The organism is Tsukamurella ocularis (genome assembly GCF_965138335.1).
Taxonomy (GTDB): Bacteria; Actinomycetota; Actinomycetes; order Mycobacteriales; family Mycobacteriaceae; genus Tsukamurella; species Tsukamurella ocularis_A.
In genome coordinates this window covers 54,430-80,550 of sequence record NZ_CBCSDV010000013.1, presented here as the reverse complement: position 1 = coordinate 80,550, position 26,121 = coordinate 54,430, and the positions used below count along the sequence as shown (strand labels likewise).

Genomic DNA, 26,121 nt, shown 5'->3' with positions numbered 1-26,121 from the left:
CCCGGAAGCAGGCCGCCTCCCCCCGATTGTCCGACGAGGCGTCCCTGTTCGGCGGCTACGACGGCGCTCCGTCGTTCGGGCGGGCGTTCGACGAGATGTTCGCCGACGACGGCACCGTCCGTACCCCGTACAAGCGGATCTTCGGCGCCCTCTCCTCGGCCGACGAGTCGGACCTCGCGGCCCGCGTCGACGCCCTCGGCGCGGCCTTCATCGACCAGGGCATCACGTTCTCGCTGGAGGGCCGCGAGCGGCCCTTCCCGCTCGACCTCGTGCCGCGCGTGATCGCCGCCGCCGAGTGGAACCGCCTCGAGAAGGGCATCAAGCAGCGCGTGCAGGCGCTGGAGATGTTCCTCGACGACATCTACTCCGAGCAGGAGATCCTGCGCGACGGTGTGGTCCCGAAGCGCCTGGTCACCTCGTGCGCCCACTTCCACCGGCAGGCCGCCGGCATCCGCCCGCCCAACGGCGTGCGCATCCACGTCGCCGGCATCGACCTCATCCGCGACGCGGAGGGCACGTTCCGCGTCCTCGAGGACAACCTGCGGTCCCCGTCGGGCGTGAGTTACGTCATGGAGAACCGCCGGACGATGGCGCAGGTCTTTCCGGACCTGTTCCAGCGGCACCGGGTGCGCGCCGTCGCCGACTACAGTTCCCACCTCCTCCGGGCCCTGCGCCGCTCGGCCGCCTCCAACGAGGCCGACCCGACGGTGGTGGTGCTCACCCCCGGCATGGCGAACTCCGCCTACTTCGAGCACTCGCTGCTCGCCCGGCAGATGGGCGTCGAGCTGGTCGAGGGCCGCGACCTCTTCTGCCGCGACAACGTGGTCTACATGCGCACGACGAGCGGCGAGCAGCAGGTCGACGTGATCTACCGCCGCATCGACGACGAGTTCCTCGATCCGATGCAGTTCCTCCCGAACTCGGTGCTCGGCGTCGCGGGCCTGCTCAACGCCGCCCGCGCGGGCAACGTGGTGATCAGCTCCGCGGTCGGCAACGGCGTCGCCGACGACAAGCTGACCTACACCTACGTGCCCGACATCATCGACTACTACCTCGGCGAGAAGCCGCTGCTGCAGAACGTCGACACGCTGCGCTGCTGGCTCGACGACGAGCGCGAGGAGGTGCTCGATCGGATCGACGAGCTGGTCATCAAGCCCGTCGAGGGCTCGGGTGGCTACGGCATCGTCTTCGGCCCCGACGCGAGCGAGAAGGAGCTCGCGACGATGCGCCGCAAGGTGACGTCCGACCCGCGCGGCTGGATCGCCCAGCCGGTCATGCAGCTGTCGACGGTGCCGACCAAGATCGGCGAGCAGGCCCGCCCGCGACACGTCGACCTGCGGCCCTTCGCGGTCAACGACGGCGACGACGTCTGGGTGCTGCCCGGCGGCCTCACCCGCGTCGCGCTGCCGGAGGGCTCCCTCGTCGTGAACTCGAGCCAGGGCGGCGGTTCCAAGGACACCTGGGTCCTCGCGGCCCGGTCCTCGGCCGCCGAGGCGGAACTCGAGGGCGTCGAGGTGGTACCGAGCCGGGACCTCGCCGAGCAGCAGCAGGTGGAGCTCGGCCCCGAGCTCAGCTCGCAGGACCAACAACAGCAGCAGGCGCGTGGGGCGACGGAGACCGAGCGCAGTCCGCAGGACCACCCGCAGCAGGCACACGTCGAGAAGGGAGCCGCTGATGCTCGCCCGTAACGCCGAGGCGCTGTACTGGATCGGCCGGTACGCCGAACGCGCCGACGACACCGCCCGCATGCTCGACGTCACCGTCCATCAGTTCCTCGAGGACGCCACCGTCGACGAGGACCGGGTCTCGCGTCAGCTCGTCCGCGTCCTCGGCATCCCCGAGCCACCGGCGGACCAGCCGCTCGACCTGCGGTCCGTCACCGAGGTCGTCGCGTACAACCGGGACCCGGGCAGTGGGTCGATCGCCGCCACCGTCGCCTCCGCCCGCGAGAACGCCCGCGGCGCACGAGAGGTCACCAGCTCCGAGATGTGGGAGTGCCTCAACGCCACCTACAACGGCCTCGCCGAGCGCGAGCGCGCCGCCCGTCGCCTGGGCCCGCACGAGTTCCTCAACTACATCAAGAACCGCGCGGCGATGTTCTCCGGCCTCACCGACTCGACGCTCTCGCGCGACGAGGGCTACCGCTTCCTGCTGCTGGGCCGGTCCATCGAGCGGATGGACATGGCGGTGCGCCTGCTCCTCTCGCGCGCGGGTGACCGGGCGAACGCCCCCACCTGGGTCACGGTGCTGCGCGCGACCGGCGCGCACGACACCTACCTGCGCACCCACCGCGGCGTCCTCGACGCCACCCGCGTCGTCGAGTTCATCCTGGTCGACCGGCTGTTCCCCCGGTCGGTGATCCACGCGCTCACCACGGCGGAGGACTGCCTGAACGCCATCGAGGGCGGGCGCGAGGGCCGCCTCGGCACCCGCACCGAGGCGCAGCGCCTCCTCGGCCGCGCCCGCGGCGAGCTCGAATTCCTCGCCCCTGGCGAGCTTCTCGAGGACCTCCAGCGGCGCCTCCTCGCGCTGCAGGAGCTCGGGCAGGCCGCCGGCGAGGCCGTCACCGCCCGCTACTTCCACGTGACGCCGTACGTCGCCTGGACCGACGCCCGCGCCCGGGGCGACATCGACACCATCCTGGAGGGGGAGCTGTGAGCTGGCGTCTTCGAGTCGTTCACTCCACCGGTTTCGGCTACAACGCGCCGGTCACCTCGTCGTACAACGAGGCCCGCCTGACGCCGCGCAGCGACCAGCGGCAGAACGTCATTCTCAACCGCGTGGAGACGGTGCCCGCCACCCGCGCCTACCGCTACACCGACTACTGGGGCACCGCGGTCACCGCCTTCGACCTGCACGCCCCGCACACCGCCCTCGAGGTCACCGGCGCCTCCGTCGTGGAGACGGAGGCCGCCGNCGNCGCCGGAGAGGTGGTCGGCTGGGACGAGCTGGAGACCGACCGCGTGCGCGACCGGTTCGACGAGCTGCTGAACTACACCGACTACGTGCCCAAGCACCGCAAGCTCACTGCCCAGGCGAAGAAGCTGGTCAAGGACCTCGAGCTCGACGAGGCCGTGCTCGCGGTGTGCCGCTGGGTGCACGAAGAGCTCGATTACGTGCCCGGAACGACGGGCGTGCACTCGTCGGCGATCGACGCCTGGGACGAGCGCAAGGGCGTCTGCCAGGACTACGCGCACCTCACGCTGCTCCTGCTGCGCAGCGTCGGCATCCCGGCGCGCTACGTCTCGGGGTACCTGCATCCGCAGCGCGACGCCGAAGTCGGTTCGACGGTGGCGGGGGAGTCGCACGCCTGGATCGAGGCGTGGACGGGGCAGTGGCGCAGTTACGACCCGACCAACGACGTCCCCATCGGCGAGCGGCACGTCTCGGTGGGCGTGGGTCGCGACTACGCCGACGTCCCGCCCCTGCGCGGCGTCATCGCGGGCGGCGGCGCCTCGGATCTCGACGTCGTCGTGGAGATCACCCGCCTCGCATGACGGCTCGCCGCGCATGACCGCCGACGCCCCGCTGCGCATCGCCGTCCGGGTGCTCCGCGTCCTCCAGCGGCTGGTCGAGCGCGGGGCGACGGTCGTGATCGTCGAGCACGATCACGACATGATCGCGAACGCCGGCCACGTCGTCGACACGGGGCCCGGGGGCGGTGCCGCGGGCGGCACCGTCGTCGCTGAAGGGACGCCCGAACAGGTGGCGGCGGCACCGTCGAGCGTGACGGCCCGGTACCTGCGCGCCCACCTGCAGGACACCGGGCTCAACTGAGCGGGATGCCCTTCGTCTCGGGCATGAGGTACACCGCAGCCGCGGTCGCCCCGCACAGCACCATGATGTACACGCTCGCCATCCAGCCCACGCCCAGCTGGTTGACCAGCTGGTTGAAGTACGGCGCCGTGCCGCCGAACACCGCCACGGACACCGAGTAGGCGAATCCGATGCCCTGCGTGCGGATCCGGGTCGGGAAGATCTCTGACATCGTCGACGACAGGATCGCGCCGGGGGCGGCGACGAGGACCAGGGCCACAGCGGACGCGGCGAGCAGCGTCCAGCCGTGGGAACCGATGAGGGCCATGAGCGGGACCTGCAGCACGATCATCGCCCCCGCGAATCCGAGGATGACGGGCCTGCGGCCGACGCGGTCGGACAGCCTGCCCCAGAAGGGGAGCGTGCACAGCGCGATCACCTGTGCTGCGACCGTCGCCCAGTACGCGGCCTGCGGCGACATTCCCTGCCGGCTGATCGCATACGTCGAGGCGTACGAGGTCCACGTGTAGTGCGCGGCGGTGATGCCCGAGGTCATCGCGACGACGAGCAGGACGGACTTAACGAGGGTCCTGCGGTCGACGGGCTCGCGGGCCGCGGCGGACGCGTCCTCCTCGAAGACCTCGCTCTCCTCCATGCTGCGGCGCAGCCACAGGGCGGCGACGGCGAGCAGCGCGCCGAGCAGGAACGGGATGCGCCAGCCCCACTCGGCGACATCGCCCTTCGGTAGGACGGTGGTGACGACGCCGCCGACGGTGTACGCCACGACGGAGCCGCCGAAGATCGCGGCGAAGACGACGCTGCCCCACAGTCCGCGGCGGTGGTTCGGTGCGATCTCCGCGACATAGGTGTTGGCCGTGGCCGATTCGCCGCCGTGCGCGAAGCCCTGGGCGATCCGGCAGAGCAGGAGACCCAGCGAGGCGCCGACGCCGATCGTGTCGTAGGAGGGCAGGAGGCCGATGATCAAGCTGCCGGTGGCCATCGTCAGCATCGTGGTGACGAGGACGAACTTGCGGCCCTTGTGATCGGCGATGCGGCCGAAGACGATTCCGCCGAGCGGGCGCATGAGGAAGCCGACGGCGAACACGCCGAGCGTCGAGAGCAGCGCGGAGACGGGGTCGGACTTGTCGAACATCGCCGCGGCGATGAACGGCGCGAACACCGCGTAGGCGCTCCACTCGTACCACTCCATGACGTTGCCGACGGAGCTCGCGAGGAGCGACTTGCGCTTGTCGGCGAGGCCGGCCGACGCCGTCTCGGCGGGGCGCTGCAGCACGGGGTCCTGGGTCATCGGTCGCTCCTCGAGGAATCGCGCAGGTCGGCGCGGCGGATCTTTCCGGTGGGGGTCTTCGGTAGTCGTCGGACGATGCGCACGGCGCGCGGCGCCTTGTACGCGGCGAGGTGTTCGCGGGAGAAGGCGATCAGTTCCTCGCTCGACGCCTCTTTGCCGTTCTGCAGCGCGACGTAGGCGACGACGGCCTCGCCGCGATAGTCGTCGGGTTCGCCCACGACGGCGGCCTCGAGCACCGCGGGGTGGGCGCACAGCGCGTCCTCGACCTCGCGAGGCCAGACCTTGTACCCGGACGAGTTGATCTGGTCCTTGAGCCGGTCGACGAGGTAGACCCAGCCGTCGGCGTCGATGATCGCCACGTCGCCGGTGCGGAGCCGGCCGTCGGGCATCGTCGATGCTGTGGCGTCCGGATTGTTCCAGTAGCCCGGGACGATCTGCGGGCCGGACAGTTCCAGCTCACCCTGCTCGCCCGAGGGGAGCGGCGCACCGTCGGGCCCGATGACCCGCGCGGCGACCCCGGGCAGGGCCCGCCCGATGGACAGGGTGCCGCTGGGGCCGTGGACGGGCGCCCGCTCGCCCGGCGGTACGGCGATGACCGCGGAGGTGGTCTCGGTCATGCCGTAGCCGTTGTGGATGTACGGGCCGAACCGCTCCTCGAACCGCGTGACCGTGGCGGGCGGGATCGGGGCTCCGCCGGAGTAGAGCCGTTCGGTGCTGCGGAAGTGCTCCGCGGAGGCGCCGGGTACCTGCGACATCGCGTTGTAGGCGGTGATGGAGCCGATCGTGTAGGTCACGCCGTGCTCGACGAAGGCGTCGAGCGCGACCGCCGGCTGGAAGCGCCCGGTGAGAGCGAGGACCGTGTCGCTGAGCAGCGCGAGCGCGGCGTTCACGACTGCGCCGGTGATGTGGAAGAGCGGCGCCATCCCGTAGACGACGTCGCCGGGCTCCAGCCCGGCCCAGTCGCGGAAGGAGGAGGTGACGGCGAGGACGTTGCCGTGGGTGTTCATGGCGCCCTTGGGCGGCCCCGTTGTTCCGGACGTGTAGGTCAGCAGTGCGAGGTCATCGGCGGTGATGGCCACCGGGTGGGGCACCCGCCCGCGGTAGCGGCGGACGAGGTCGACCAGGTCGCCATCGGGCGCGGCGGCCGGGCGCTCGGTGCTCGGGAAGGCCCGGGGGTCGTTGCGGGTCTGGTAGTCCAGCGCTGAGGTGCTCAGGTGCCAGCGCACGTCGCTCCCCGCGAGATCCTCGCGTATCCCGGCGGCGTCGACGTCGGCACTCACCACACCGGTCGCTCCGGCATCGTCGAGGAGGCGTCGCAGTTCCGGGCCCCGGTACATCGGATTGAGCACCAGCGCCGCCGCCCCGAGCTTCCACAGGGCGAGCAGTAGCACGGCGTACTGCGGAATGTTCTGCAGGTGGATCCCTACCCGGTCGCCCCGCGCGGTGCCGAGCTCGCTGAGCGCGACCGCGAGCGCGTCGGACTCGGCGTCCAGCTGCTGTGCGGTGAGGCGGCCGTCGAAGTAGGCGATCGCGGGTGCGTCGGGATCGCGGGCGACGCGATCGTGCCATGCCGCGACCAGGGAATGTGCGAGGTCCATCGGGATTGATCCCTCCGTCGAAATAATATGTGGAGCAACCGACCGAGCGATCGCTCGGTAGCTATAGTGGTGGGGATCACACTCGAATGTCAAGCCCGAGTGGCGGGCGCCGTTCCCGCAGATGGAGGAGGTAGGGCATCATCGCGATTGCTATGACTGACATCGAATCCGGCTGGCGCGCGTTCACTGCGGACCCGCTGCCGCAGCTCCTGCGCGGCGCGTTGGCGCACTTCGTCGCGCAGGGCTACAACGGCACGACGATCCGGCAGCTCGCGGCGGCCGTCGATCTCTCGGTGCCCGGCCTGTATCACCACTACGCGTCCAAGCAGGAGCTGCTCGTCGCCATCGTCGATGCGGCGATGGCGGACCTCTGGTGGCGCAGCGAGGCCGCCCTCGCGGAGGCCGGCGACGATCTCCTGCGGCGCCTGGACCTGCTCGTCGAATGCCTCGTGCTCTTCCACGCCAACCGCCGCGAGCTCGCCTTCATCGCCGTCAGCGAGATGCGCAGCCTGGAACCCGAGGCGCGCGCCCGGTACATCGCCAACCGGGACCGTCAGCAGGCACTGATGGACGGCGTCGTCGAGCAGGGCGCCTCCGCCGGGGTGTTCACCACGCCGTTCCCGCACGAGGTGAGCCGCGCCGTGGTCACCATGTGCACCGGTGTGGCGCAATGGTTCCGGCACAGCGGCTCCTTCACTCCCGAGGAGCTCGCCGAGCGCTACCGCGTGATGGCCCGGATGGCCGTCGGCGCACCGACGGTGCCGTAGCGCGTCACCGTCCGGGTCGAAGCCGTTCGTGGGTGGCGCTCCTCGGGGGTGAGGGGGTTCAGCGTGCGCCGACGGACTTCCAGATGCGCAGCGCCGTCGTGATCGTGGGCGCCCAGAGCTTCCACGGCACGCCGGCGGGCGGGTAGAAGTTCAGGCGCGCCTGGTGTGCGATGGTCTGCGCCTCGGTGTACTTGAGGAGCCCGTCGACGCCGTGCCTGCGGCCGAGGCCCGAATCGCCCATGCCGCCCATCGGGGAATCGATGCTGCCCCAGGCCGCGGCGAAGGCGTCGTTGATGTTCACGGTGCCGGTGTGCAGCCGGGCGGCGACCGCGCCGGCGCGGCGTGCGTCGCGCCCCCACACGCTGCTGTTGAGGCCGTAGACGGTGTCGTTGGCCCGCGCGATCGCCTCCTCATCGCCCGTCACCGTGTAGATCGACACGACGGGGCCGAAGGTCTCGTGGGCGTACAGGGTCATCTCGGGGGTGACGCCCGTGAGAATCGTCGGCTCGTAGAACAGCGGGCCGAGGTCCGGGCGGGGGCGGCCGCCGGCGAGGACCGTCGCGCCCTTCGCGACAGCGTCGGCGACGTGCTCGGTCACGGTGCGCAGCTGCTTCTCGGTGGTCAGGCTGCCGACGTCCGTGGTGAAGTCGTAGGCGGCGCCGATCTCGAGGGCCTTCGTCCGCTCGACGAACTTCGCGACGAACTCCTCACGTACCGATTCGGCGACGTACATCCGCTCGACCGAGACGCACAGCTGGCCGGCGGACGGGAACGCCGCGGCGACGGCGCCCGTGGCGGCGCGGTCGAGGTCGGCGTCGTCGAGGACGAGCATCGCGTTCTTGCCGCCCAACTCGAGCGACGCACCGATGAGGCGCTCGCCTGCATCGCGAGCGATCTGGCGACCGGTGGCAGTGGATCCGGTGAACATCATGTAGTCCGCGCCCGCCATGAGCGCATCACCGATCGAGCTGCCGCGGCCCACGACCATCTGCCAGACATCGGCGGGGAGGCCGGCCTCGTACATCAGGTCCATCGCCCACAGCGCGGTGAGTGCGGTCTGGGTGTCGGGCTTCTGGATCACGGCGTTGCCGGCCATGAGCGCGGCGATGGCGTCGGTCGCCGCCATCGACAGTGGATAGTTCCACGGCGAGATGATGGCCACCACGCCCTTGGGGTGATGCAGTTCGGTGGTGCGGGTGAGTAGGGGGAGCGCGCCGCGCCGTCGCTGCGGTGCGAGGGCCTTGGGGCCGGTCCGGGCGTAGTACCGCGCGGCGATCGCTGCGTCGGCGATCTCGAGGTAGGCGTCGCGCCGGGTCTTGCCGTTCTCAGCCTGCATGACGTCGAGCCCGGTCGCCTGTCGCTCCAGGACGAGGTCGTGGAAGCGGAGCAGGATCTTCGCGCGGTCGGTGGCGGGCGTCGCCGCCCAGCGGTCCTGGGCACGCCGGGCGCGGGTGTGCGCCTCCTCGACATCGGCAGGGGTCGAGACGGGGAGGTCCGCGAGCGGCGCGCCGGTGTAGGGCGCGGTGGTGACGGTGCGCTCGGCGTCGGTCCCGGCGCTCACGCGGGCGGTGAGACGGTGCAGTGCTGCGGCCGTCAACGAGGCGGGCGGTGCCGTCGTGGCGGGGGTCGTGGTCGATGCTGTCGAGGTCATGGTCTCCGGGCTCCTCGCCGGTCGATGTATGCGATGCTTACATGAGGCTAAGCAGGCGATGTAAGCACTGTCAACACCTGAGGGGTATCTCACGTTCCGATTGACGAATCTGCAGTCCACGCCTAATGTAAGCGCTGCACACATTGCAGGTCGCGTCAGTTCCGGCGATCGGAAAGATCCATTCTCAGGAGGCACCGCCCCATGTCGAAGCGCATTCTCAATGTCGTCACCAATGTCGGCCACTACGACGATCCGTCGCACGAGACGGGGTTGTGGCTCTCCGAGCTCACCCACGCCTGGCACGTCTTCGAGGAGGCCGGCTACGAGCAGGTTCTGGTCAGCCCGCAGGGCGGCGCGGTGCCGCTCGAGCCCCGGTCGCTCAAGTTCCCCAACTACGACAAGACCGCCAAGGCCTGGCGTGCCGATCCCGCGAAGATGTCGCTGCTCGAGACCACGCGCAGCCCCGAGGAGATCGATTCGTCCGAGTTCGACGCGATCTACTTCACCGGCGGCCACGCCGTGATGTACGACTTCCCGGGCAGCGAGGGCCTGCAGCGGATCACGCGCGAGATCTTCGAGCGCGGCGACATCGTCTCCTCGGTGTGCCACGGCTACTGCGGCCTGCTCGACACGAAGCTGTCGAACGGGGAGTACCTGATCGCCGGACGCAAGATGACCGGCTTCGCGTGGCAGGAGGAGGTCCTGGCCCGCGTCGACAAGGTGGTGCCGTACAACGCCGAGGAGCGGGCGAAGGAGCGCGGCGCGCTCTACGAGAAGGGCAAGCTCCCGTTCGTCTCGTACACGGTGGTCGACGGCAACCTCGTCACCGGCCAGAACCCCGGATCCGCCAAGGCGACCGCGCAGAGGGTCGTCGAGGCGCTGGGCTGAACCTCTCCTGTGGCATGGTCGGGGAATGCAGGACCACGTGCGGTTGATCCGGTCGATGTCGCTCAGCGACGTCGCGCAGTACGCGTACGCGTCTTCGGTGCAGCCTGACTCCCGGCTGGTGTTCCCGGCGGGAGCCTGTCCGCTCGACGGTGACGGGCACACCGTCGCTCCCGGTGACTACGCGGCGCAGGCCGCCGCATGCGTCGAGAACCTCCGACTGGCGCTGGATGCCGCAGGTGCGCGGCTGGAGGACGTCGCCTACACCCGCGTCCTCGTTGCGTCGACGCAGCAGCGAGATCTCGTGACGGCATGGGACGTGGTCCGCGCGGCGTTCGGCGACCACGATGTGCCGAGCACTCTGATGGGCGTGACAGTGCTCGGCTACGACGACCAACTCGTCGAGATAGAGGCTGTGGCCGCTGTGGCGGGCTGACTCAGCTCCAGCCGTAGTCGTCGCGCAGGCGTTGGGCGACGGCTTCGAAACGGCGACGATCGAGCACGGCGCCCTCGCGGCGGATGCCGTCCTCGGGGACGTCGAGGACGCGGTCGAGCCGCACCCATGATGGGCGCTGGTCGGCGTCCCACGGCCCGGAGCCGATGCCGACCCAGTCCGGATCGCCCATGTGCCGCTCCTGGCTGGAGAGCATCAGCCCGAGCAGGCTGTTCACCGACCGCCCGACGACCAGCACCGGCCGGTCCTTGCCCTGGCCCGCGTTCGGCCCCGTCGTCTCCTCGAACTCCACCCAGGTCCACACGATCTCGCCCGGGTCGGCCTGGCCGTCGAGCTGCGGGGCGTAGAAGACGCCCCGCGCCATGAGCGCGGTGGGCGTGAAGGTGCGGGTGACGGGCCTGCCGGGCGTGAACTCCTTCGGCTCGGCCGGTGCCTCCAGGCCGAGCGCCTGATTCACCGTCTGCGTCACCACCTGGGTGATCGCCTCGCGGCCCGCCCGGACCGGAGGGCTGTTGACGACCTGCGCGGCGAGGCGTGGTCCGTGCTCGCGCGCGAGCTTGGCCGCCACGGCCGCGAAGCGGGTGAAGTCGTTCGCCATGCCCCCAGGATAGGCCCGCGCCCGCGGCGGCCGCCCGCGACGAATTCCGGCGACCCCGATCGTATGTACCTGTGACGACCGATCACGAGCACAGGAGACCGCCATGACCAGCCTCACCGATACCGACCTGTACGACGCCACCGTCGCCGAGCGCACCCGCATGGCCGCGCTGCTCGACGGCCTCACGCCCGACCACTGGGCCGCCGACTCGCTGTGCGCGGGCTGGCGCGTCCGCGAGGTGGTCGCCCACCTGAACATGACGGACACGCAGACCCAGGACGACTTCGTCGCGGCCTTGACCGAGGCGGGCGGGGACGTGAATCTCGCCGTCGATCGCACCGCCCGCGCCGACGTCGTCCGCTTCTCCGACACCGAGCTGCTCGCCATCCAGAAGGCCCGCGTCGCGAGCCGGTGGACGCCCGGCCCCGGGGCGACCCAGGGCGCCCTCGCCCACGAGGTGATCCACGGCCTCGACATCACGATCCCGCTCGGCCTGCCAGGTCCGGCACCCGAGGTCCTCGCCGCCACGGTGGCCGGGTCGACGGCGGAGGGGCTCGGATTCTTCGGCGTCGACCTCACCGGCCTGCGGCTGACGGCCGAGGACTCGGACCTGGCCCTCGGCGACGGTCCGCGCGAGGTCTCGCTGCCGACGCTGACGATCGTCCTGATCGCGACGGGCCGACACCCGGTCCCGGCGCGCGCCGACGTGGGATGATCGCGGGTGTGGCGGAGGTCGACGAGGCATCGATCGACGAGGGCGTCCTCGGCGCGTTGCGCCCCGAGCTGGTGCGCTACTGCTACCGGATGATCGCGGACGGCGCCGGGGCGGAGGACGCCGCGCAGGAGGTGCTCCTGCGGCTGTGGCGCGCGCGGGAGAGCTACGACCCGGCGCGCGCGAGCGTCCGGACCTGGGCGTACGCCATCGCCTCGCGGTACTGCATCGACCTGCTGCGCGCGGCCCCGCGCAAGGCACTCCCGACGGACCTGTCCGAGCGGAACGGGGCGGGGGATCAGGCCTACGCGCAACTACGGCCGGGCAGCTGGGTGACGCCCCTGCCCGACGCCGGCGACGATCCGGCGGCGGCCGCCGAGCGGCACGAGACGATCCGGATGGCGTTCGTCGCGGCGCTGCAGCACCTCACGCCGGCGCAGCGCGCCGTGCTGGTGCTGCGCGACGTCTACCGGCACAGTGCCGCCGAGACCGCGTCGATCCTGGGCATCAGCGCGGCCGCGGCGCACTCCTCGCTGCAGCGGGCGCGGAAGGTGCTCGCGGGCGCCGGGCCGGCACCGTCGGACGTCCCGGTCGGCGAGGTCGACGCCCGGCTGCTCGAGGGCTTCGTCCGCGCCTTCGAGCGGCACGACGTCGCCGGGCTCGCCGCCCTGCTCGCCGAGGACGTGGTGTTCTCCATGCCGCCGGTCGCCTTCTGGCTGCGGGGCGCGGACGACTACGCGGCACTGTTCGGCTCGGGTGACGCCTGCGTCGGCCACCGCCTCGTCCCGACGACGGCGAACGGTGCTCCCGCGTTCGGGCAGTACGAGCCGGGCGACGAGGGCGGCATGCGCCCGTTCGCGCTGGTCGTCGTCGAGTCCGACGGTGCCCGGATCACCCGGGTGACCACGTGCCTGGACCAGGCGGACCGGTTCGAGTCCTTCGGCCTCCCGGCCCGCCTGGCGCCCTCGGCGTGAGCCCCGCAGGGGCCGGGGTCAGCGGCTCGCGGACACCAGTTCCGCGCAGCGCTCGCCCACCAGCATCACGGTGATGTTCGGGTTCACCGTGGTGTGCTCCGGGAAGACGGACGCGTCCGCGACCCGCAGGCCCGCGGTGCCCTTGACGCGCAGCTCGGGATCGAGCGGCGACATCGGGTCGTCGGCGGCGCCCATCCGCACCGTCCCGGCCGGGTGGTACACGGTGTTGTGCGTGCGCCGGATGTAGTCGGCCAGCTCGGCGTCGGTCTGCGCACCCGGCCCCGGGTACAGCTCCCGCTCGATCCAGTCCTTGAGCGGCCCCGCCTCGGCGATCTCGCGCGCCTTCCGGATGCCCGCGATCATCACCTTCATGTCGTGCCCCTCGGGATCGGTGAAGTACCGCGGGTCCACCTTGGGCTTGTCCCGGAAGTCCCGCGACCGTAGCCGGACGGTGCCGCGCGAGCGCGCGTGCGTGACGTTGGGGGTGAGGCAGAAGGTGTTCTCCGCCGTAGGGTAGCCCTGGCGCAGCGTGTGCATGTCGAAGGGCACGCTGCCGTAGTGCATCATCAGGTCCGGTCGGTCGAGGCCGTACTCGGTGGGGGTGAAGATGCCGATCTCCCACCACTGCGTGGACTCGCGGACCATGGGCCGGGTGGTCTCGAAGCCGATCACGCCCTCCGGGTGATCCTGCAGGTGCGCGCCCACGCCGGGGGAGTCGACGAGGACGTCGACGCCCGTCTCGCGCAGGTGATCCGCCGGGCCGATCCCGGAGAGCATGAGCAGCTTCGGCGAATCGATGGCCCCCGCGCTCACGATCACCTCGCGGCGCGCGGCCACGAACGTGGTGCGGCCGAAGGCGTTGTCGGTGATGTCCACCCCCGTCGCGCGGGGGGTGCCGTCGGCGGTGTCGAAGACGACCCGCTTCGCCCACGCCCCGGTTCGGATCGTGAGGTTCTCGCGGTCCAGGATCGGGTGCAGGTAGCTCACGGACGACGACGAGCGCGTCCCGTCGGCGCGGCGGTTGATCTGGAAGAAGCCGGCGCCGTTGATCACCGTTGTGCCCGTGTTGAACTCGGCCCGGGGGATGCCCACCTCGGCGCAGGAGTCGAGCAGCGCGACGCCGCACGGATCCTTGGGCGGCACCGACATGATGTGCACCGGCCCGGACCGTCCGTGGTGCTCGCCAGGGGCGTCGTTGGTCTCGATCGTCGGGTACAGCCGGTAGACCGAGTCCGCGCCCCACCCGGCGGCGCCGTGATCCCGCTCCCACGAGTCCAGATCCTCCCGCGGTGCCCAGAAGGCGATGCAGCTGTTGTGGGAGCTGCAGCCGCCCAGCACTTTCGCGCGGGCGTGCCGCATGAAGGAGTTGCCGTTCTCCTGCGGCTCGATGGGGTAGTCCCAGTCGTAGCCGGATTCCAGCAGTTCCATCCACCGGTCCAGCTGCAGGATCGCCTCGTCGCCCACGTCCGACGGTCCCGCCTCCAGCAGGCAGACCGTCACCGTCGGGTCCTCGGACAGGCGCGCGGCGACGGCGGCCCCGGCCGATCCGGCGCCCACCACCACGTAGTCGAAGACGTCCTCGTCCCGTGCGTCCCCAGAGGTCACTAGGCGTCCTTCCGCTCGGCGAACCACCCGGTCACGGATGGCCGCAGGTTCTCGTACACGTGCTTGGCCTCGAGGTACTCGCCGAGGCCGGTGGGCCCGAGCTCGCGCCCGATGCCCGAGGCGCCGAAGCCGCCCCACTCTGCTTGGGGGAGGTAGGGCCCGAAGTCGTTGATCCAGACGGTGCCGTGCCGCAGCCGGCGCGCCACGCGCTTGGCCCGACCGCCGTCGGCGGACCAGACGGCGCCCGCGAGGCCGTACTCGGTGTCGTTGGCGATCGCGACCGCCTCGTCCTCGGTCTCGAAGGTCTCGACGGTGACGGTCGGCCCGAAGGCCTCGTCGTGCACGCAGGCCATCGACGGGTCGCAGTGGTCGAGCACCGTCGGGAGGTAGAAGAATCCGGCGTCGAGCGAACCCGAGCCCTGGTCGCCCGTGGCGAAGGCGCCGCCCGTGCGGACGACGGCCCCGTCCTCCCGCGCCTTCTCGACGTACGCGTGCACCTTCTCGCGGTGCGCGGCGGAGATCAGCGGACCGGTCTCGGTGCCCTCGGCGTAGGGCAGACCCTGGCGGATCCCCTCGGCGCGCCGGACGAGTTCGTCGACGAACTGGTCATGGACGGACGCCTCGACCACGAGACGTGCGCCGGCGGAACACACCTGCCCGGAGTGCAGGAAGGCGGCGTTGAGCGCGTTGTCGACCGCGGCGGCGAAGCCCTCGGGCGTGGCGCAGGCGTCGGCGAAGATCACGTTGGGGTTCTTGCCGCCCAGCTCGAGCGCCACCTTCTTGACGGTGCCGGCGGCGTTCGCGGCGATGACGCGGCCGGTGACGAGGCCGCCGGTGAAGGAGACCAGATCGACGTCGGGATGGGTCGAGAGCGGCGCGCCCGCCTGCGCCCCCGCGCCGAGCACGAGGTTGGCGACCCCGTCGGGCAGGCCGACCTCCTGCAGCACCTGCATCAGCAGGATGGAGGTGTGCGGGGTGAGCTCGGAGGGCTTGAGTACGAAGGTGTCTCCGGCGGCCAGCGCCGGCGCGACCTTCCAGGCGGCCTGGAGGAGCGGATAGTTCCAGGGCGTGATCATCCCGCACACGCCGACGGGCTCGTACACGATCTGCGAGGCGATATCGGCGGAGCCGGCGTCCACGATGCGGCCGCTGTCCTGCCCGGCGAGCTTGCCGAAGTAGCGGAAACAGGCGGCGATGTCGGCCATGTCGAGCTCGGACTCGTAGAGCCGCTTGCCGGTGTCGAGCGTCTCGGCGCGGGCGAACTCGTCGCGGCGGCGGTCGAGCGTGTCGGCGACGGCGAGCAGCAGGTCGCCCCGTGCGGCCGCGGGGGTGTGCGGCCAGGGCCCGGTGTCGAAGGCGCGCCGGGCGGCGGCGATCGCGGCGTCGGTGTCGGCGGCGGTCGCCTCGTCGACGACGGCGACCTCGGTGCCGTCGGCGGGGCAGACGATGGTGCGCGTGCCGCCGTCGGCGCTGTGGCGCCAGGCGCCGTCGATGAACAGGGTGGGTTCGGTCATGCGGGTGTCCCTTCGGGTTCCGTGGACGCTTCAGGATCGGGGTCGGGATCGGTTCGGGGGTCGGCGGATTCGTCGTGGCCGTCGTGATGGTCGGTGGCGGCGCGGCGCAGGTGCAGGTAGCCGAGGTGCCGTTCGTACTGGTCGAGGATGTCGCCGATGATCTGCTCGCGGGTGTAGCCGCCCAGCGTGTAGCCCTGCGAGCCCTCGGCGAGGTACACCTCGCAGCGGAAGTAGCGGTCGTCGGAGCGCTGCGCGAGGATCGCGTAGCTCGGGGCCGGTGCGGATACGGGCCACACGCAGTACTCGAAGTGCGGCTCGCCCGCCAGGTCGACCTTGAGCGTGGGCGAGGGCAGCGACTCGCTGCGGCCCGATTCGTCGACGGTGGCGGAGATGCCCTCGGCGGCGAATTCGGCCGCCACGTCCCGCATTGCGGGCGCGACCGAGTTCTCCAGGAAGCGCAGCGTCGCCGCGCGCCCCGGGTACTGGACCGTCGCGAGGAGTCGGCGTCGCCAGCTACCCGACTCGCCGCCACCGCGCCCGGCCGCGAGCGACTTCGGCAGGGCGGTGCGGTAGCTGTCCAGCTTGTACGACTCGGTGTGCAGCGCCCGCAGCAACGCGAGGCCCACCAGGGCCAGCACGAACGAGAAGGGCAGGCCCATGATGATCGTGGCCTTCTGCAGCGTCACGATCGAGCCCTCGTTGCCTGCAAACAGCATCGCGAGCGTGAGCAGGCCGATCGCGAAGGACCAGAAGATGCGGGTGCTGCGCGCGCAGTCCGCCATCGGGTCCTCGAGCTTCGACGTGAAGTTGCCCATCACCAGGGAGCCGGAGTCGGCGCTGGTGACGTAGAACAGCAGGCCCGTGACGGTAGCGATCGCCAGCAGGAGGGGCGCGCCGGGGTACTTCTCGAGCAGCGAGTAGAAGCCGACCTCCGGCATCGAGGCCGTGGCCTCGGCGAAGTCCTTGTCGCCGCGGGCCACCTCGAGTGCGCTGTTCCCGAACACCGAGATCCACAGCAGGATGAAGCTGAAGGGCACGACCAGGACGCCGAAGACGAACTGGCGCAGGGTGCGGCCGCGCGAGATCCGGGCGAGGAACAGCCCGACGAACGGCGCCCACGCCACCCACCAGGCCCAGAAGAACAGTGTCCACGAGTCGAGCCAGCCACGGGGGTCGTTGCCTGCGGTCTCGGGGTTGATCTGGCCCCACGCGAAGGTGTCCATGGTGCGGTCGAGGAAGGTCGAGAGGTAGTCGCCGATGTTCTGGACCAGGCCGTTGAGCAGGAAGTCGGACCGGCCCGCGACCAGGATGTAGACCAGCAGGAGGATCGCCAGGATCACGTTGAGCTCGCTGAGCCGCCGGATGCCCTTGTCGACGCCGGAGGTCGCGGAGATCGTCGCGACGATGACCGACAGCACGATGAGACCGATCTGCGCGGCCTTGCCCTGCGGGACGCCGAACAACTCGTGCAGGCCGTAGTTGAGCTGGACGATGCCGATGCCCAGCGACGTGGCGATGCCGAAGATGGTGCCCAGCACGGCGGCCACGTCGACCGCGTCGCCGAGCCGGCCGTGGACGCGCTTGCCCAGGATCGGGTACAGCGCCGCGCGGATCGTGAGCGGGAGGTTGTGGCGGAACGCGAAGTACGCCAGGGCCCCGCCCATCAGCGCGTACATCGCCCAGCCCGTGATGCCGTAGTGGAACACCGTCCAGGTGACGGCCTCGCGCGCGGCGTGGTTGTTCTCGCCCGCGCCGACCGGGGGGTTGAGGTAGTGGCTCACGGGCTCGGCGACGGAGAAGAACATCAGATCGATGCCGATGCCCGCTGCGAACAGCATCGAGGTCCAGGTGAACAGGCTGTACTCGGGCCGCGACTCCTCCGGACCGAGGCGGTAGGTGCCGTACCGGCTCAGGCCGATGAAGACCACGACGCCGACGATCGCGGTCGCGAGGAGGAAGTACCACCAGCCGAACCAGGTGGTGATGAAGTCGACCACGCCGCTGATCACGCTCTCCGCGGTCCCGGGAGAGGCGAGCGCCCACAGGGCGAGGGCGAGCACCGAGCCGGCGGCGGCGATGAAGACTCGGCGGTTCAAGGAGCTCGTCGGTGTCGGTGTGGTCTCTACTGGTTTCGATGTTCGTGAGGATTCAGAATCACTCATGTCGTTCGACGTTACCGTGGTGGGCGTGAAACCGGACGAGGTCGGTCATTCCCCGGCGGTCGCGCGATGGCCGTGATCCGTACCTTCCGCGACGGCGACGAGGCCGCGTTGCACGCCCTGTTCGTGCGCGCGGGGGCGGGCTCGCCGTCGGGGGAGCTGTGGCGCCACCCGGCGTCCGAGCGGGCCGTCTACCTGGACCCCTACGTCGAGCACTGCCCGGAATCGCTCTTCGTCGCGGAGGCCGACGGCGCGCTCGTCGGCTATCTGACGGGCTGCCCGCCGGCGTCGTCGCTTCTGCCGGAGGACGACCGGCTGGTCGCCGCGCTCCGCAGCCCGGCCGTTCTGCTGCGCCCGGCGACGGCGCGGTTCCTCGGGCGCGCCGCGCTCGACCTCGCGACGGTGTGCCGCCGCGAACCGTCGGCCTCGGGCGAGCTGAAGGACGAGCGCTGGCCCGCCCACCTGCACATCGACGTGGCACCCGAGGCGCGCGGGACGGGCGCGGCGTACGGGCTCATGGCGGCGTGGACCGAGGCTCTGGGCGGCGCCGGTTGCCACCTGCAGACGCTGGTCGAGAACGTCCGGGCGGTGCGGTTCTTCGAGCGCTGCGGGTTCGTGCCGCACGGCCCGACCCCGACGGTCCCCGGTGTCCGCTACCGCGGCGCGCGGGTCCACCAGCTCACCATGGTGCGCCCGGTCGCGGCGGCATGAGAAACTGAAAGGTGACGTGTGCCGGGAACCCGGCCAGCCGCCCGAGGAGTGAGACCGATTCCCAGCTTCGCCGACGAGACCTTCACCGAGCCCTCGCGTATCCGCAACTTTTCGATCATCGCCCACATCGACCACGGCAAGTCCACCCTGGCCGATCGAATGCTGCAGATCACGGGGGTTGTCGAGGCGCGCGCCATGCGGGCGCAGTACCTCGATCGGATGGACATCGAGCGCGAGCGCGGCATCACCATCAAGGCGCAGAACGTGCGGCTGCCGTGGTCCGTCGGGGACGAGGACTACGTCCTGCACATGATCGACACCCCGGGCCACGTGGACTTCACGTACGAGGTCTCCCGCGCGCTGGAGGCGTGCGAGGGGGCCATCCTGCTGGTCGACGCGGCGCAGGGCATCGAGGCGCAGACCCTGGCCAACCTCTACCTGGCGATGGACAAGGATCTGGAGATCATCCCGGTCCTCAACAAGATCGACCTCCCCGCCGCCGACCCGGACCGGTACGCCGAGGAGATCGCGCACATCATCGGCTGTGAGCCCGGTGACGTGCTGCGCGTCTCGGGTAAGACCGGCGAGGGCGTCGACGCCCTGCTCGATCGCGTGGTGAAGAAGGTGCCGCCGCCCGTCGGCGACGCCGACGCCCCCGCCCGCGCCATGATCTTCGACTCGGTCTACGACACCTACCGCGGCGTCGTCACCTACATCCGCGTGGTCGACGGCAAGATCGTCCCGCGCGAGAAGATCAAGATGATGTCGACGGGCGCGACCCACGAGTTGCTCGAGGTGGGCATCGTCTCGCCGGAGCCCAAGCCCACCAAGGGCCTCGGTGTGGGCGAGGTGGGATACCTGATCACGGGCGTGAAGGACGTGCGCCAGTCGAAGGTCGGCGACACCGTGACCACCGCCCGGAACGGTGCCGAGGAGGCCCTGACCGGCTACCAGGAACCGCGACCGATGGTCTACTCCGGTCTCTACCCGGTGGACGGCTCGGACTACCCGGCGCTCCGCGAGGCGCTCGACAAGCTGCAGCTCAACGATGCCGCGCTCACCTACGAGCCCGAGACCTCGGTGGCGCTCGGCTTCGGTTTCCGGTGCGGTTTCCTCGGCCTGCTCCACATGGAGATCACCCGTGAACGCCTCCAGCGCGAGTTCGGCCTCGACCTGATCTCGACGTCCCCGAACGTCGTCTACCGGGTCGTCGGCGAGGACGGCAAGGAACTGATCGTCACCAACCCGTCGGACTGGCCGGACGGGAAGCTGCGCGAGACCCACGAGCCGATCACCAAGACCACGATCATCGCTCCCAGCGAGTTCGTCGGCACCATCATGGAGCTGTGCCAGTCGCGGCGCGGCGAGCTCGGCGGCATGGACTACCTGTCCGAGAGCCGGGTGGAGCTGCGCTACACGCTCCCGATGGCGGAGATCATCTTCGACTTCTTCGACTCGCTGAAGTCGCGCACCCGCGGCTACGCCTCGCTCGATTACGAGGAGGCCGGCGAGCAGGAGTCCGATCTGGTCAAGGTCGACATCCTGCTGCAGGGCGAGGCCGTCGACGCCTTCAGCGCGATCGTGCACCGCGACGGCGCGCAGGCCTACGGCAACAAGATGACGGTCAAGCTCAAGGAGCTGATCCCGCGCCAGCAGTTCGAGGTGCCGGTGCAGGCCGCGATCGGCTCGAAGATCATCGCCCGCGAGAACATCCGCGCCATCCGCAAGGACGTGCTGGCCAAGTGCTACGGCGGCGACATCAGCCGTAAGCGCAAGCTGCTCGAGAAGCAGAAGGAGGGCAAGAAGCGCATGAAGACCATCGGCCGGGTCGACGTGCCGCAGGAGGCCTTCGTCGCCGCGCTCTCCTCCGACGCCTCGGCGGACAAGCCGAAGGGCAAGTAGTTGTCCCGACGGTGCCGGACTGTCCGGACCGGACGGTGACCGCACCGTCGGATTCGGCGTCCCCCGGGCCCGCGCCACGGGCCCGGGAGGACCTCTCTCGCTTCGCCCTGCTCTCGATCGCGACCTCGCTGGTCGTGATCGGGCTGAAGATTCTGGCCTGGCGCCTCACCGGATCCGTGGGCCTGCTCTCGGACGCCGCTGAGTCGTCGGTGAACGTGGTGGCGGCGGTCGCCGCCTACGTCGCGCTCAAGGTGGTGGCCAAGCCCGCCGACGACGACCACAACTTCGGGCACACCAAGGCGGAGTACTTCTCGGCCGTGCTCGAGGGCGTGATGATCGTCGTCGCGGCCATCGTCATCCTCGCCTCCGCGGTCGACCGGCTGCTGAGCCCGCAGGCGCTCGAACAGGTCGGCCTGGGGCTGGGGATCTCGGTGCTGGCGACGGTGCTCAACGGCCTCGTCGGGTTCTACCTGATCCGGGTGGGTCGCCGGCATCGCTCGCTGGCCCTGCAGGCCGACGGGAAGCACCTGCTCACCGACGTCTGGACGACGGTCGGGGTGATCGTCGGCGTGCTGCTCGTCGCGCTCACCGGGTGGCTGCCGCTGGATCCCCTCATCGCCATCGCGGTGGCGGTCAACATCCTCGTCGTCGGCGCGCGTCTGGTGTGGGAGTCGGGCGCGGGCCTGATGGACGCCGCGCTCCCCGTGGAGGAGCGCGCCCGGATCGACGCCGTGCTCGACCGCCACCGGGCCGACGGGATCGACTTCCACGACGTCCGGACCCGCGAGTCCGGGCACGAGCGTTTCCTCCAGCTGCACATGCTCGTGCCCGGCGACTGGACGGTGCAGCGCGCCCACGACGAGACCGAGGAGGTCGAGGCGGACCTCGCCGCCCTCTTCGACGACCTGCGGATCACGATCCACGTCGAGCCGATCGACGACCCGAGGGCGTACGAGGACTGGCGTCTCGACTGAGCCCTCAGCCGTTGAACGCGGCGGGATGCGGTCCGGTGCGGCCGTCGGCCTCGAGCGCGTCGATCGCGGCGATCTCGCCGTCGTCGAGCGTGAAACCGAAGAGATCGAGGTTCGCGGCGATGCGGCTGGGCGTCACCGACTTCGGGATGACGACGGTGCCGTGCTGCAGGTGCCACCGGAGCACGACCTGGGCGGGGGTCACGCCGTGACGCGCCGCGGCAGCGGTGACCGCGGGGGAGTCCAGCGCCGCGCCCTGCGCGAGCGGGCTCCAGGCCTCGGTCGCGATGCCGAGGCGGCGGTTCGCGGCCGTCGTCGCGCGGTTCTGCAGGGCCGGGTGCAGCTCGATCTGGTTGACGGCGGGCAGGATCCCGCCGAGCGCCGCGATCCGGTCGAGGTGCTCGGGGAGGAAGTTCGAGACGCCGATCGAGCGGGTGCCGGCGCCGCGGAGGCCCTGCAACTCCTGCCACGTGTCGAGGTAGGCGTCGGTCTCCGGTGCGGGCCAGTGGATCAGGTACAGGTCCACGTGGTCGAGGCCGAGACGCTCGAGGCTCGCGTCGAGCGCGGGGCGGGCGCGCCCCGCGCCGAGGTCCGCCACCCACAGCTTGGTGGTGACGAAGAGTTCCTCGCGCGGGACGGCCGCGGCGGCGAGTGCCCGGCCCACGCCCGCCTCGTTGCCGTAGATCATGGCGGTGTCGATGCAGCGGTAGCCGGCCTCGAGGGCCGCCTCGACGGCGCGCTGGGCCTCGTCGTCGGGGACCTGGAAGACGCCGAAGCCGACCTGCGGCATAGGGATTCCGTCGTTGAGCGTGACGGTGGGGACGGTGGTCATGGGATTCTCCTCGATGGGTGGAACAGATCGGTGGAACGTGGGGGTCACGCGGCGACGGGGATCGGGGCGGGCGTCGGCGCGGAGGCGTGCTCGCCGCCCGGCACCCGGGTCGCCACGACGTAGGCGACGAGGCCCGCGAGGGTGATGCCCGCGCCCACCCACAGTGGTGAGACGTAGCCGAGCCCGGCTGCGAGGGTGAGGCCGCCGGCCCAGGCGCCGACCGCGTTGCCCAGGTTGAACGCGGCGATGTTGGCGCCCGAGGCGAGTGTGGGTGCGTCGGCGGCGTAGTTCATGATGCGCATCTGCAGGCCTGGTACGGTCGCGAAACCGAAGGCGCCCATCAGCACCAGGGCGATGACCGTCGCGACCTGCGACGTGGCGGTGAGCGCGAAGACCCCGAGCACGACCGTCAGCGCGGCGAGCAGGACGATCAGCGTGCGCGGCAAGTTCCGGTCGGCGGCCCGCCCGCCGAGCAGATTGCCGACGAACAGCCCGGCGCCGAACAGGACGAGCAGCCACGGCACGGACGACGAGGCGAAGCCGCCGACCTCGGTGAGGGTGAACGCGATGTAGGTGAAGGCGCCGAACATGCCGCCGTAGCCGAGCACGGTCACGAGCATCGACAGCCACACCTGGCGGCTGCGGAAGATCCGGAACTCGGCGAACGGATGGGAACCGGTCGCGGGGGCCGGAGTCGGCCGGACGAGCACGGCGATGCCGAGGAGCGCGACGATGCCGATCACTGTGATAGCCCAGAACGTGGAGCGCCAGCCCGCGGCCTGACCGAGGAAGGTGCCCAGCGGCACGCCGAGGACGTTGGAGACGGTCAGGCCCGCGAACATGATGGAGATCGCTGCGGCGCGCTTGTTCTCGGGCACGAGATCCGCGGCGACGACCGCGCCGATGCCGAAGAAGGCGCCGTGGCACAGGGCGGCGACGATGCGCCCGGCGAGCATGAGCTCGTAGCTGCCGGCGAGGGCCGACATCATGTTGCCGACGATGAACAGGACCAGGAGGCCGAGCAGGGCGTGTTTGCGGTTCACCCGTCCGAGGGCGGCGGTGAGGATGATGCCGCCGATCGCCACGGAGAGCGCGTATCCGGAGATGAGGTAACCGGCGACGGTCTCGGTGACGCCGAAGTCGGCGGCGACCTCGGGCAACAGGCCCATGATGACGAACTCGGTCAGTCCGATGCCGAAGCCGCCGAGGGCGAGCGCGAGGAGCGCGAGGGGCATGAGAAGTCCTTAAACTCGATGAGGAACAGGTGGCGCGTCTGCAATCACCAGCGTCTGCAGTAGTTGCACACACAACGAATAGATAGTTGCACACGCTGGTAATCGTCGCAAGGTGTTATGCTGGGTGTCACGACGGAAGGGGCGCCGGCCATGGGTATCGCCGACGATGCGGTGGAGATCCGCGCGCAGGGCTGGCGCACGCTCGTCGCTCTGCACGCGCTCATCGAGAACGAACTCGAGCGATCCCTGCAGTCGGGCCACGACCTCTCGGTCGTCGAATTCACGGTGCTCGACGCGCTGAGCCGCCAGGACGGCTGGCACATGCGGATGCGGCAGCTCGCCCGTGCCGCCGCGCTGTCCAGCAGTGCCACCACGCGCTTGGTCACCCGGCTCGAGGATCGGGGACTGCTCACCCGGATCCTGTGCGCCGATGACCGTCGTGGCATCTACACCGAACTGACCCCGGCCGGGTGGGAGCTCCTCGCTGCGGCGCGCCCGACGCACGAGCGGGTGTTGCGTGACGCCCTCGCCGAGGCCGCGGAGCAGCCGGAGCTGCGGGTGCTGGTCGACGCCGTGCAGGTGAAGCCCGTCCTCGGATGAGGCGCCTCATCCGAATCACGCAGAACATTCGAAACTTGCGCCTCGTGCACGGTGGAATTCATTGGCTTTTCCCCTGATTCGCGCGACAATGTGACTGGTGTCATAGTGATGCCGGGCCGCCTCGGCGGTCGCAGGACGGCCCTGGCCCGCTACCCCGCGGCCGGGGCCGTTGTGCGCGGTCGGTCACGCGGTGATGACGATGAGATCACGGAATCCATTGGCCGTGAACCCGAATCGTTACCCGACGGCCCGTAACGACGGACGAGGCGTGGCCGACGACACAGACAGCGCCGCTGAACGGCGCTCGCGGTCGAAAATGCGCCGCGTCCGAAGAAGTTCGATCGGGGAACAGGGGAATCGAATCATGAGGAAGATTGCATTGGCGGCCGCGTCGGCCGCGATCGCCGCAGCCGCGTCGCTGGCAACCGCGCCGTCCGCCAGCGCCTTCGTGCCCATCGTGGATCTCCAGGTCACAGGAGGGATCTCGTGCGGGGGCCCGCTGCCGGGCCGGCCGGAGACGAACTCCCAGACCGACCACGGCTACGTCCGCAACAACGGTAACGTGCCCGCGGTGAACGTGTGGCTCGGCTTCGGTGGGGGCGGCGGGGAGGGGCGCGCGACACTCGCGCCCGGTGAGGGATTCGCGGTCACGCGGACGGTGCCGACGTGGGGCTGCCCGTTCCGGTCGACCTGGGTGCACACGGCGACCAGTAGTTTCGACATCAACTACAGCAACAACTACTTCGTCGCGCGTAACTGAGGGCGCGCCGCCCCGCGCTCAGGCGAGCGTCGCCTCGAGGTCGAGGAACCGTCCGTAGTCGCGGACGGGACCGGCGAGGCGGCGCTTCGCCGCGGCCGCGATCTTCGTGAACGGTTCGACGGTGACGGTCACCGACTTCGCCGTCGCCTTCTTGCTCCACACACCGACGATCTCGCCGTCGATCACGACCATCGGCTTGAACACGCCGTTGCGTCCCGGCACGATGCGGGCGAGGTGCGCCTCGTCGAGCTGCGGTGCGCGCGAACCGTACCCGATGATGTACTCGTCGAACGCGGGGAGCAGCAGGGCCGGCGCGAGGGCCTCGTCGACCTGCGCGTCCGTGAGGTCGACGGTGTCGGGCGCCACCAGGTAGTCGCCGCCCGCCAGGCGCACGTACTCGACGGCGTCCCCCGCCGCCTCGACGCCCTCGTCGACGGCGCCCATCGGGAGGTACGCCCACTTCCCGATGTCCTGCCGGGTGACCGGTCCGCGGGCGGCCACGAACCGGGAGACCACCTCTCCGAGGGCGTGTTCCGGCTCGCGCCGCTGCGCGACCCAGTCGTCGGCGAGGGCGAAGACGTCGGTCTTCTGTGCGGGATCGGCGAAGACGACGGCCATGAGCTCGGTGAGATCCCGCAGGATGTGGCCGGTCTGCGAATTGTCCAGGGGCAGGCCCGCGGCCGCGCACGCGGTGACGAGTTCGGGGCGGGTCCTCGACGCGCCGTCCGCGAGCTCGGCGCGGATGATCCGCTCGGCGTCCGCCATCATCGCCTCGGTGATCCCCAACTGCGGGCGTCGCTTCGCGGCGTCCGCGCGCGAGCGCACCGTGAGCGCGGCGCTGAGCCAGTGCAGATCCTCCGGCACCGTGATCTGCAGGGTGCCACGCGCGGGGCGGTTGCGGGTGATCCGCCGCTCGGCGAGATCGGCGAGCACCGTCGTGTCGTCGGGGTGCTCGGACGCGCGCAGCGAGAGGGCGAACCGCGCCGCGGCACCGTCCTGCGCCTGGATCGCGAGCATGCCCCGGGCGGCGTCCGGGGCGGTGCGCCAGTCCCGCACGCCGGGCACGAGTCCCTGGGCGCGGAGGCGGAGCGCACGGATGCGGCGGATCTCGGGATCGACGGCGGCCAT

General features: G+C 70.7%; 24 protein-coding genes and 1 pseudogene. 15 read left to right on the top strand and 10 right to left on the bottom strand.

What is annotated here, in order from left to right; translation table 11 throughout:
• Window positions 1-95: 95 nt before the first annotated feature.
• From ACNAYW_RS13470 to ACNAYW_RS13450, 5 genes and pseudogenes are all read left to right on the top strand, one after another.
• A complete protein-coding gene (locus ACNAYW_RS13470) occupies window positions 96-1,688 on the top strand; it encodes a circularly permuted type 2 ATP-grasp protein (RefSeq protein ID WP_415850239.1) in 1,593 nt (530 codons plus the stop codon).
• Complete coding sequence (locus ACNAYW_RS13465; RefSeq protein WP_068521368.1) at window positions 1,675-2,658, top strand: alpha-E domain-containing protein; 984 nt, start codon at window positions 1,675-1,677, stop codon at window positions 2,656-2,658. The genes ACNAYW_RS13470 and ACNAYW_RS13465 overlap by 14 nt, the downstream gene beginning before the upstream one ends.
• Window positions 2,655-2,916, top strand: a pseudogene (locus tag ACNAYW_RS13460) (transglutaminase N-terminal domain-containing protein); the annotation flags it as partial. The gene ACNAYW_RS13465 and the pseudogene ACNAYW_RS13460, both read left to right, overlap by 4 nt.
• A 4-nt stretch (window positions 2,917-2,920) precedes the next feature.
• Window positions 2,921-3,497: transglutaminase-like domain-containing protein (locus ACNAYW_RS13455; RefSeq protein ID WP_415850198.1), on the top strand; the 577-nt coding region annotated here is incomplete at its 5' end.
• Window positions 3,498-3,510: 13 nt separating this feature from the next.
• A complete protein-coding gene (locus ACNAYW_RS13450) occupies window positions 3,511-3,777 on the top strand; it encodes a hypothetical protein (protein WP_415850197.1) in 267 nt (88 codons plus the stop codon).
• Here the strand turns inward: ACNAYW_RS13450 and ACNAYW_RS13445 are convergent.
• Window positions 3,770-5,065, bottom strand: coding sequence for an MFS transporter (locus ACNAYW_RS13445; protein ID WP_415850196.1), 1,296 nt, complete (start codon window positions 5,063-5,065; stop codon window positions 3,770-3,772). The two genes, ACNAYW_RS13450 and ACNAYW_RS13445, sit on opposite strands and share 8 nt — an antisense overlap.
• The gene (locus ACNAYW_RS13440) at window positions 5,062-6,663 is read right to left on the bottom strand and encodes a class I adenylate-forming enzyme family protein (RefSeq protein ID WP_415850195.1); all 1,602 of its coding nucleotides are present in this window, start codon (window positions 6,661-6,663) and stop codon (window positions 5,062-5,064) included. The genes ACNAYW_RS13445 and ACNAYW_RS13440 overlap by 4 nt, the downstream gene beginning before the upstream one ends.
• Window positions 6,664-6,815: 152 nt before the next feature.
• Between ACNAYW_RS13440 and ACNAYW_RS13435 the strand changes: the two genes are divergently transcribed.
• Entirely contained in the window at window positions 6,816-7,430 is a 615-nt protein-coding gene (locus tag ACNAYW_RS13435; RefSeq protein ID WP_415850194.1) for a TetR/AcrR family transcriptional regulator, read from the top strand.
• A gap of 58 nt (window positions 7,431-7,488) precedes the next feature.
• Here ACNAYW_RS13435 and ACNAYW_RS13430 read toward each other — a convergent pair whose 3' ends face one another.
• Entirely contained in the window at window positions 7,489-9,081 is a 1,593-nt protein-coding gene (locus ACNAYW_RS13430) for a succinic semialdehyde dehydrogenase (RefSeq protein WP_415850193.1), read from the bottom strand.
• A gap of 201 nt (window positions 9,082-9,282) precedes the next feature.
• Here ACNAYW_RS13430 and ACNAYW_RS13425 point away from each other — a divergent pair, with 201 nt between their 5' ends.
• Together ACNAYW_RS13425 and ACNAYW_RS13420 are read left to right on the top strand one after the other, a co-directional pair.
• A complete protein-coding gene (locus ACNAYW_RS13425; protein WP_415850192.1) occupies window positions 9,283-9,969 on the top strand; it encodes a type 1 glutamine amidotransferase domain-containing protein in 687 nt (228 codons plus the stop codon).
• A gap of 25 nt (window positions 9,970-9,994) precedes the next feature.
• Window positions 9,995-10,402 carry a RidA family protein gene (locus ACNAYW_RS13420; protein ID WP_415850191.1) on the top strand — a complete coding sequence of 136 codons (408 nt, stop codon included), beginning with the start codon at window positions 9,995-9,997 and terminating at the stop codon, window positions 10,400-10,402.
• Between the two features lies 1 nt (window position 10,403).
• On the opposite strand, the gene ACNAYW_RS13415 is transcribed toward ACNAYW_RS13420, so the two are convergent.
• Window positions 10,404-11,018 carry a type II toxin-antitoxin system PemK/MazF family toxin gene (locus tag ACNAYW_RS13415; protein ID WP_415850190.1) on the bottom strand — a complete coding sequence of 205 codons (615 nt, stop codon included), beginning with the start codon at window positions 11,016-11,018 and terminating at the stop codon, window positions 10,404-10,406.
• A 103-nt stretch (window positions 11,019-11,121) separates the two neighbouring features.
• Here ACNAYW_RS13415 and ACNAYW_RS13410 point away from each other — a divergent pair, with 103 nt between their 5' ends.
• Both ACNAYW_RS13410 and ACNAYW_RS13405 read left to right on the top strand, forming a co-directional pair.
• On the top strand, window positions 11,122-11,733 hold the full coding sequence (locus ACNAYW_RS13410) for a maleylpyruvate isomerase family mycothiol-dependent enzyme (protein ID WP_415850189.1): 612 nt from the start codon (window positions 11,122-11,124) through the stop codon (window positions 11,731-11,733).
• 8 nt (window positions 11,734-11,741) lie between these two features.
• Window positions 11,742-12,704 (top strand): RNA polymerase subunit sigma-70, encoded by a 963-nt coding sequence (locus ACNAYW_RS13405; RefSeq protein ID WP_415850188.1) that lies wholly within the window; start codon window positions 11,742-11,744, stop codon window positions 12,702-12,704.
• A gap of 18 nt (window positions 12,705-12,722) precedes the next feature.
• Here ACNAYW_RS13405 and ACNAYW_RS13400 read toward each other — a convergent pair whose 3' ends face one another.
• From ACNAYW_RS13400 to betT, 3 genes are read right to left on the bottom strand one after another with little or no spacing between them, the layout of a single operon-like run.
• Window positions 12,723-14,309 carry a GMC family oxidoreductase gene (locus ACNAYW_RS13400; protein ID WP_415850187.1) on the bottom strand — a complete coding sequence of 529 codons (1,587 nt, stop codon included), beginning with the start codon at window positions 14,307-14,309 and terminating at the stop codon, window positions 12,723-12,725.
• The gene (locus ACNAYW_RS13395) at window positions 14,309-15,823 is read right to left on the bottom strand and encodes an aldehyde dehydrogenase family protein (RefSeq protein ID WP_415850186.1); all 1,515 of its coding nucleotides are present in this window, start codon (window positions 15,821-15,823) and stop codon (window positions 14,309-14,311) included. The genes ACNAYW_RS13400 and ACNAYW_RS13395 overlap by 1 nt, the downstream gene beginning before the upstream one ends.
• Window positions 15,820-17,985 (bottom strand): choline BCCT transporter BetT, encoded by a 2,166-nt coding sequence (betT, locus tag ACNAYW_RS13390; RefSeq protein ID WP_415850185.1) that lies wholly within the window; start codon window positions 17,983-17,985, stop codon window positions 15,820-15,822. The genes ACNAYW_RS13395 and betT overlap by 4 nt, the downstream gene beginning before the upstream one ends.
• A gap of 66 nt (window positions 17,986-18,051) precedes the next feature.
• Between betT and ACNAYW_RS13385 the strand changes: the two genes are divergently transcribed.
• The 3 genes from ACNAYW_RS13385 to ACNAYW_RS13375 are packed head-to-tail and all read left to right on the top strand — an operon-like array spanning window position 18,052 to window position 21,569.
• Window positions 18,052-18,693 carry a GNAT family N-acetyltransferase gene (locus ACNAYW_RS13385; RefSeq protein ID WP_415850184.1) on the top strand — a complete coding sequence of 214 codons (642 nt, stop codon included), beginning with the start codon at window positions 18,052-18,054 and terminating at the stop codon, window positions 18,691-18,693.
• A 48-nt stretch (window positions 18,694-18,741) separates the two neighbouring features.
• Complete coding sequence (gene lepA / locus ACNAYW_RS13380) at window positions 18,742-20,595, top strand: translation elongation factor 4 (protein WP_415850183.1); 1,854 nt, start codon at window positions 18,742-18,744, stop codon at window positions 20,593-20,595.
• A 35-nt stretch (window positions 20,596-20,630) separates the two neighbouring features.
• Window positions 20,631-21,569: a cation diffusion facilitator family transporter gene (locus ACNAYW_RS13375; protein WP_415850238.1), complete on the top strand. Its 939-nt coding sequence runs from the start codon at window positions 20,631-20,633 to the stop codon at window positions 21,567-21,569.
• Window positions 21,570-21,573: 4 nt separating this feature from the next.
• On the opposite strand, the gene ACNAYW_RS13370 is transcribed toward ACNAYW_RS13375, so the two are convergent.
• Window positions 21,574-22,398, bottom strand: a complete 825-nt coding sequence (locus tag ACNAYW_RS13370; protein WP_415850182.1) for an aldo/keto reductase — start codon at window positions 22,396-22,398, stop codon at window positions 21,574-21,576.
• Window positions 22,399-22,442: 44 nt separating this feature from the next.
• Window positions 22,443-23,633 (bottom strand): MFS transporter, encoded by a 1,191-nt coding sequence (locus tag ACNAYW_RS13365; protein ID WP_415850181.1) that lies wholly within the window; start codon window positions 23,631-23,633, stop codon window positions 22,443-22,445.
• A gap of 150 nt (window positions 23,634-23,783) precedes the next feature.
• On the opposite strand from ACNAYW_RS13365, the gene ACNAYW_RS13360 reads away from it, so the two are divergent.
• Both ACNAYW_RS13360 and ACNAYW_RS13355 read left to right on the top strand, forming a co-directional pair.
• On the top strand, window positions 23,784-24,233 hold the full coding sequence (locus ACNAYW_RS13360) for a MarR family winged helix-turn-helix transcriptional regulator (protein ID WP_415850180.1): 450 nt from the start codon (window positions 23,784-23,786) through the stop codon (window positions 24,231-24,233).
• Between the two features lie 364 nt (window positions 24,234-24,597).
• Window positions 24,598-24,993 carry a hypothetical protein gene (locus ACNAYW_RS13355; RefSeq protein WP_415850179.1) on the top strand — a complete coding sequence of 132 codons (396 nt, stop codon included), beginning with the start codon at window positions 24,598-24,600 and terminating at the stop codon, window positions 24,991-24,993.
• Window positions 24,994-25,011: 18 nt separating this feature from the next.
• Here ACNAYW_RS13355 and ACNAYW_RS13350 read toward each other — a convergent pair whose 3' ends face one another.
• Complete coding sequence (locus tag ACNAYW_RS13350) at window positions 25,012-26,121, bottom strand: winged helix DNA-binding domain-containing protein (protein ID WP_415850178.1); 1,110 nt, start codon at window positions 26,119-26,121, stop codon at window positions 25,012-25,014.

What these genes read in the sequence shown, in the direction of transcription:
- ACNAYW_RS13470 (WP_415850239.1), top strand. Translation starts at nt 96, where the DNA reads ATGTTCGCCGACGACGGCACCGTCCGTACCCCGTACAAGCGGATCTTC.
- ACNAYW_RS13465 (WP_068521368.1), top strand. Translation starts at nt 1,675, where the DNA reads ATGCTCGCCCGTAACGCCGAGGCGCTGTACTGGATCGGCCGGTACGCC.
- ACNAYW_RS13450 (WP_415850197.1), top strand. Translation starts at nt 3,511, where the DNA reads ATGACCGCCGACGCCCCGCTGCGCATCGCCGTCCGGGTGCTCCGCGTC.
- ACNAYW_RS13445 (WP_415850196.1), bottom strand. Translation starts at nt 5,065, where the DNA reads ATGACCCAGGACCCCGTGCTGCAGCGCCCCGCCGAGACGGCGTCGGCC.
- ACNAYW_RS13440 (WP_415850195.1), bottom strand. Translation starts at nt 6,663, where the DNA reads ATGGACCTCGCACATTCCCTGGTCGCGGCATGGCACGATCGCGTCGCC.
- ACNAYW_RS13435 (WP_415850194.1), top strand. Translation starts at nt 6,816, where the DNA reads ATGACTGACATCGAATCCGGCTGGCGCGCGTTCACTGCGGACCCGCTG.
- ACNAYW_RS13430 (WP_415850193.1), bottom strand. Translation starts at nt 9,081, where the DNA reads ATGACCTCGACAGCATCGACCACGACCCCCGCCACGACGGCACCGCCC.
- ACNAYW_RS13425 (WP_415850192.1), top strand. Translation starts at nt 9,283, where the DNA reads ATGTCGAAGCGCATTCTCAATGTCGTCACCAATGTCGGCCACTACGAC.
- ACNAYW_RS13420 (WP_415850191.1), top strand. Translation starts at nt 9,995, where the DNA reads ATGCAGGACCACGTGCGGTTGATCCGGTCGATGTCGCTCAGCGACGTC.
- ACNAYW_RS13415 (WP_415850190.1), bottom strand. Translation starts at nt 11,018, where the DNA reads ATGGCGAACGACTTCACCCGCTTCGCGGCCGTGGCGGCCAAGCTCGCG.
- ACNAYW_RS13410 (WP_415850189.1), top strand. Translation starts at nt 11,122, where the DNA reads ATGACCAGCCTCACCGATACCGACCTGTACGACGCCACCGTCGCCGAG.
- ACNAYW_RS13395 (WP_415850186.1), bottom strand. Translation starts at nt 15,823, where the DNA reads ATGACCGAACCCACCCTGTTCATCGACGGCGCCTGGCGCCACAGCGCC.
- betT (WP_415850185.1), bottom strand. Translation starts at nt 17,985, where the DNA reads ATGAGTGATTCTGAATCCTCACGAACATCGAAACCAGTAGAGACCACA.
- ACNAYW_RS13385 (WP_415850184.1), top strand. Translation starts at nt 18,052, where the DNA reads ATGGCCGTGATCCGTACCTTCCGCGACGGCGACGAGGCCGCGTTGCAC.
- ACNAYW_RS13370 (WP_415850182.1), bottom strand. Translation starts at nt 22,398, where the DNA reads ATGACCACCGTCCCCACCGTCACGCTCAACGACGGAATCCCTATGCCG.
- ACNAYW_RS13365 (WP_415850181.1), bottom strand. Translation starts at nt 23,633, where the DNA reads ATGCCCCTCGCGCTCCTCGCGCTCGCCCTCGGCGGCTTCGGCATCGGA.
- ACNAYW_RS13360 (WP_415850180.1), top strand. Translation starts at nt 23,784, where the DNA reads ATGGGTATCGCCGACGATGCGGTGGAGATCCGCGCGCAGGGCTGGCGC.
- ACNAYW_RS13355 (WP_415850179.1), top strand. Translation starts at nt 24,598, where the DNA reads ATGAGGAAGATTGCATTGGCGGCCGCGTCGGCCGCGATCGCCGCAGCC.
- ACNAYW_RS13350 (WP_415850178.1), bottom strand. Translation starts at nt 26,121, where the DNA reads ATGGCCGCCGTCGATCCCGAGATCCGCCGCATCCGTGCGCTCCGCCTC.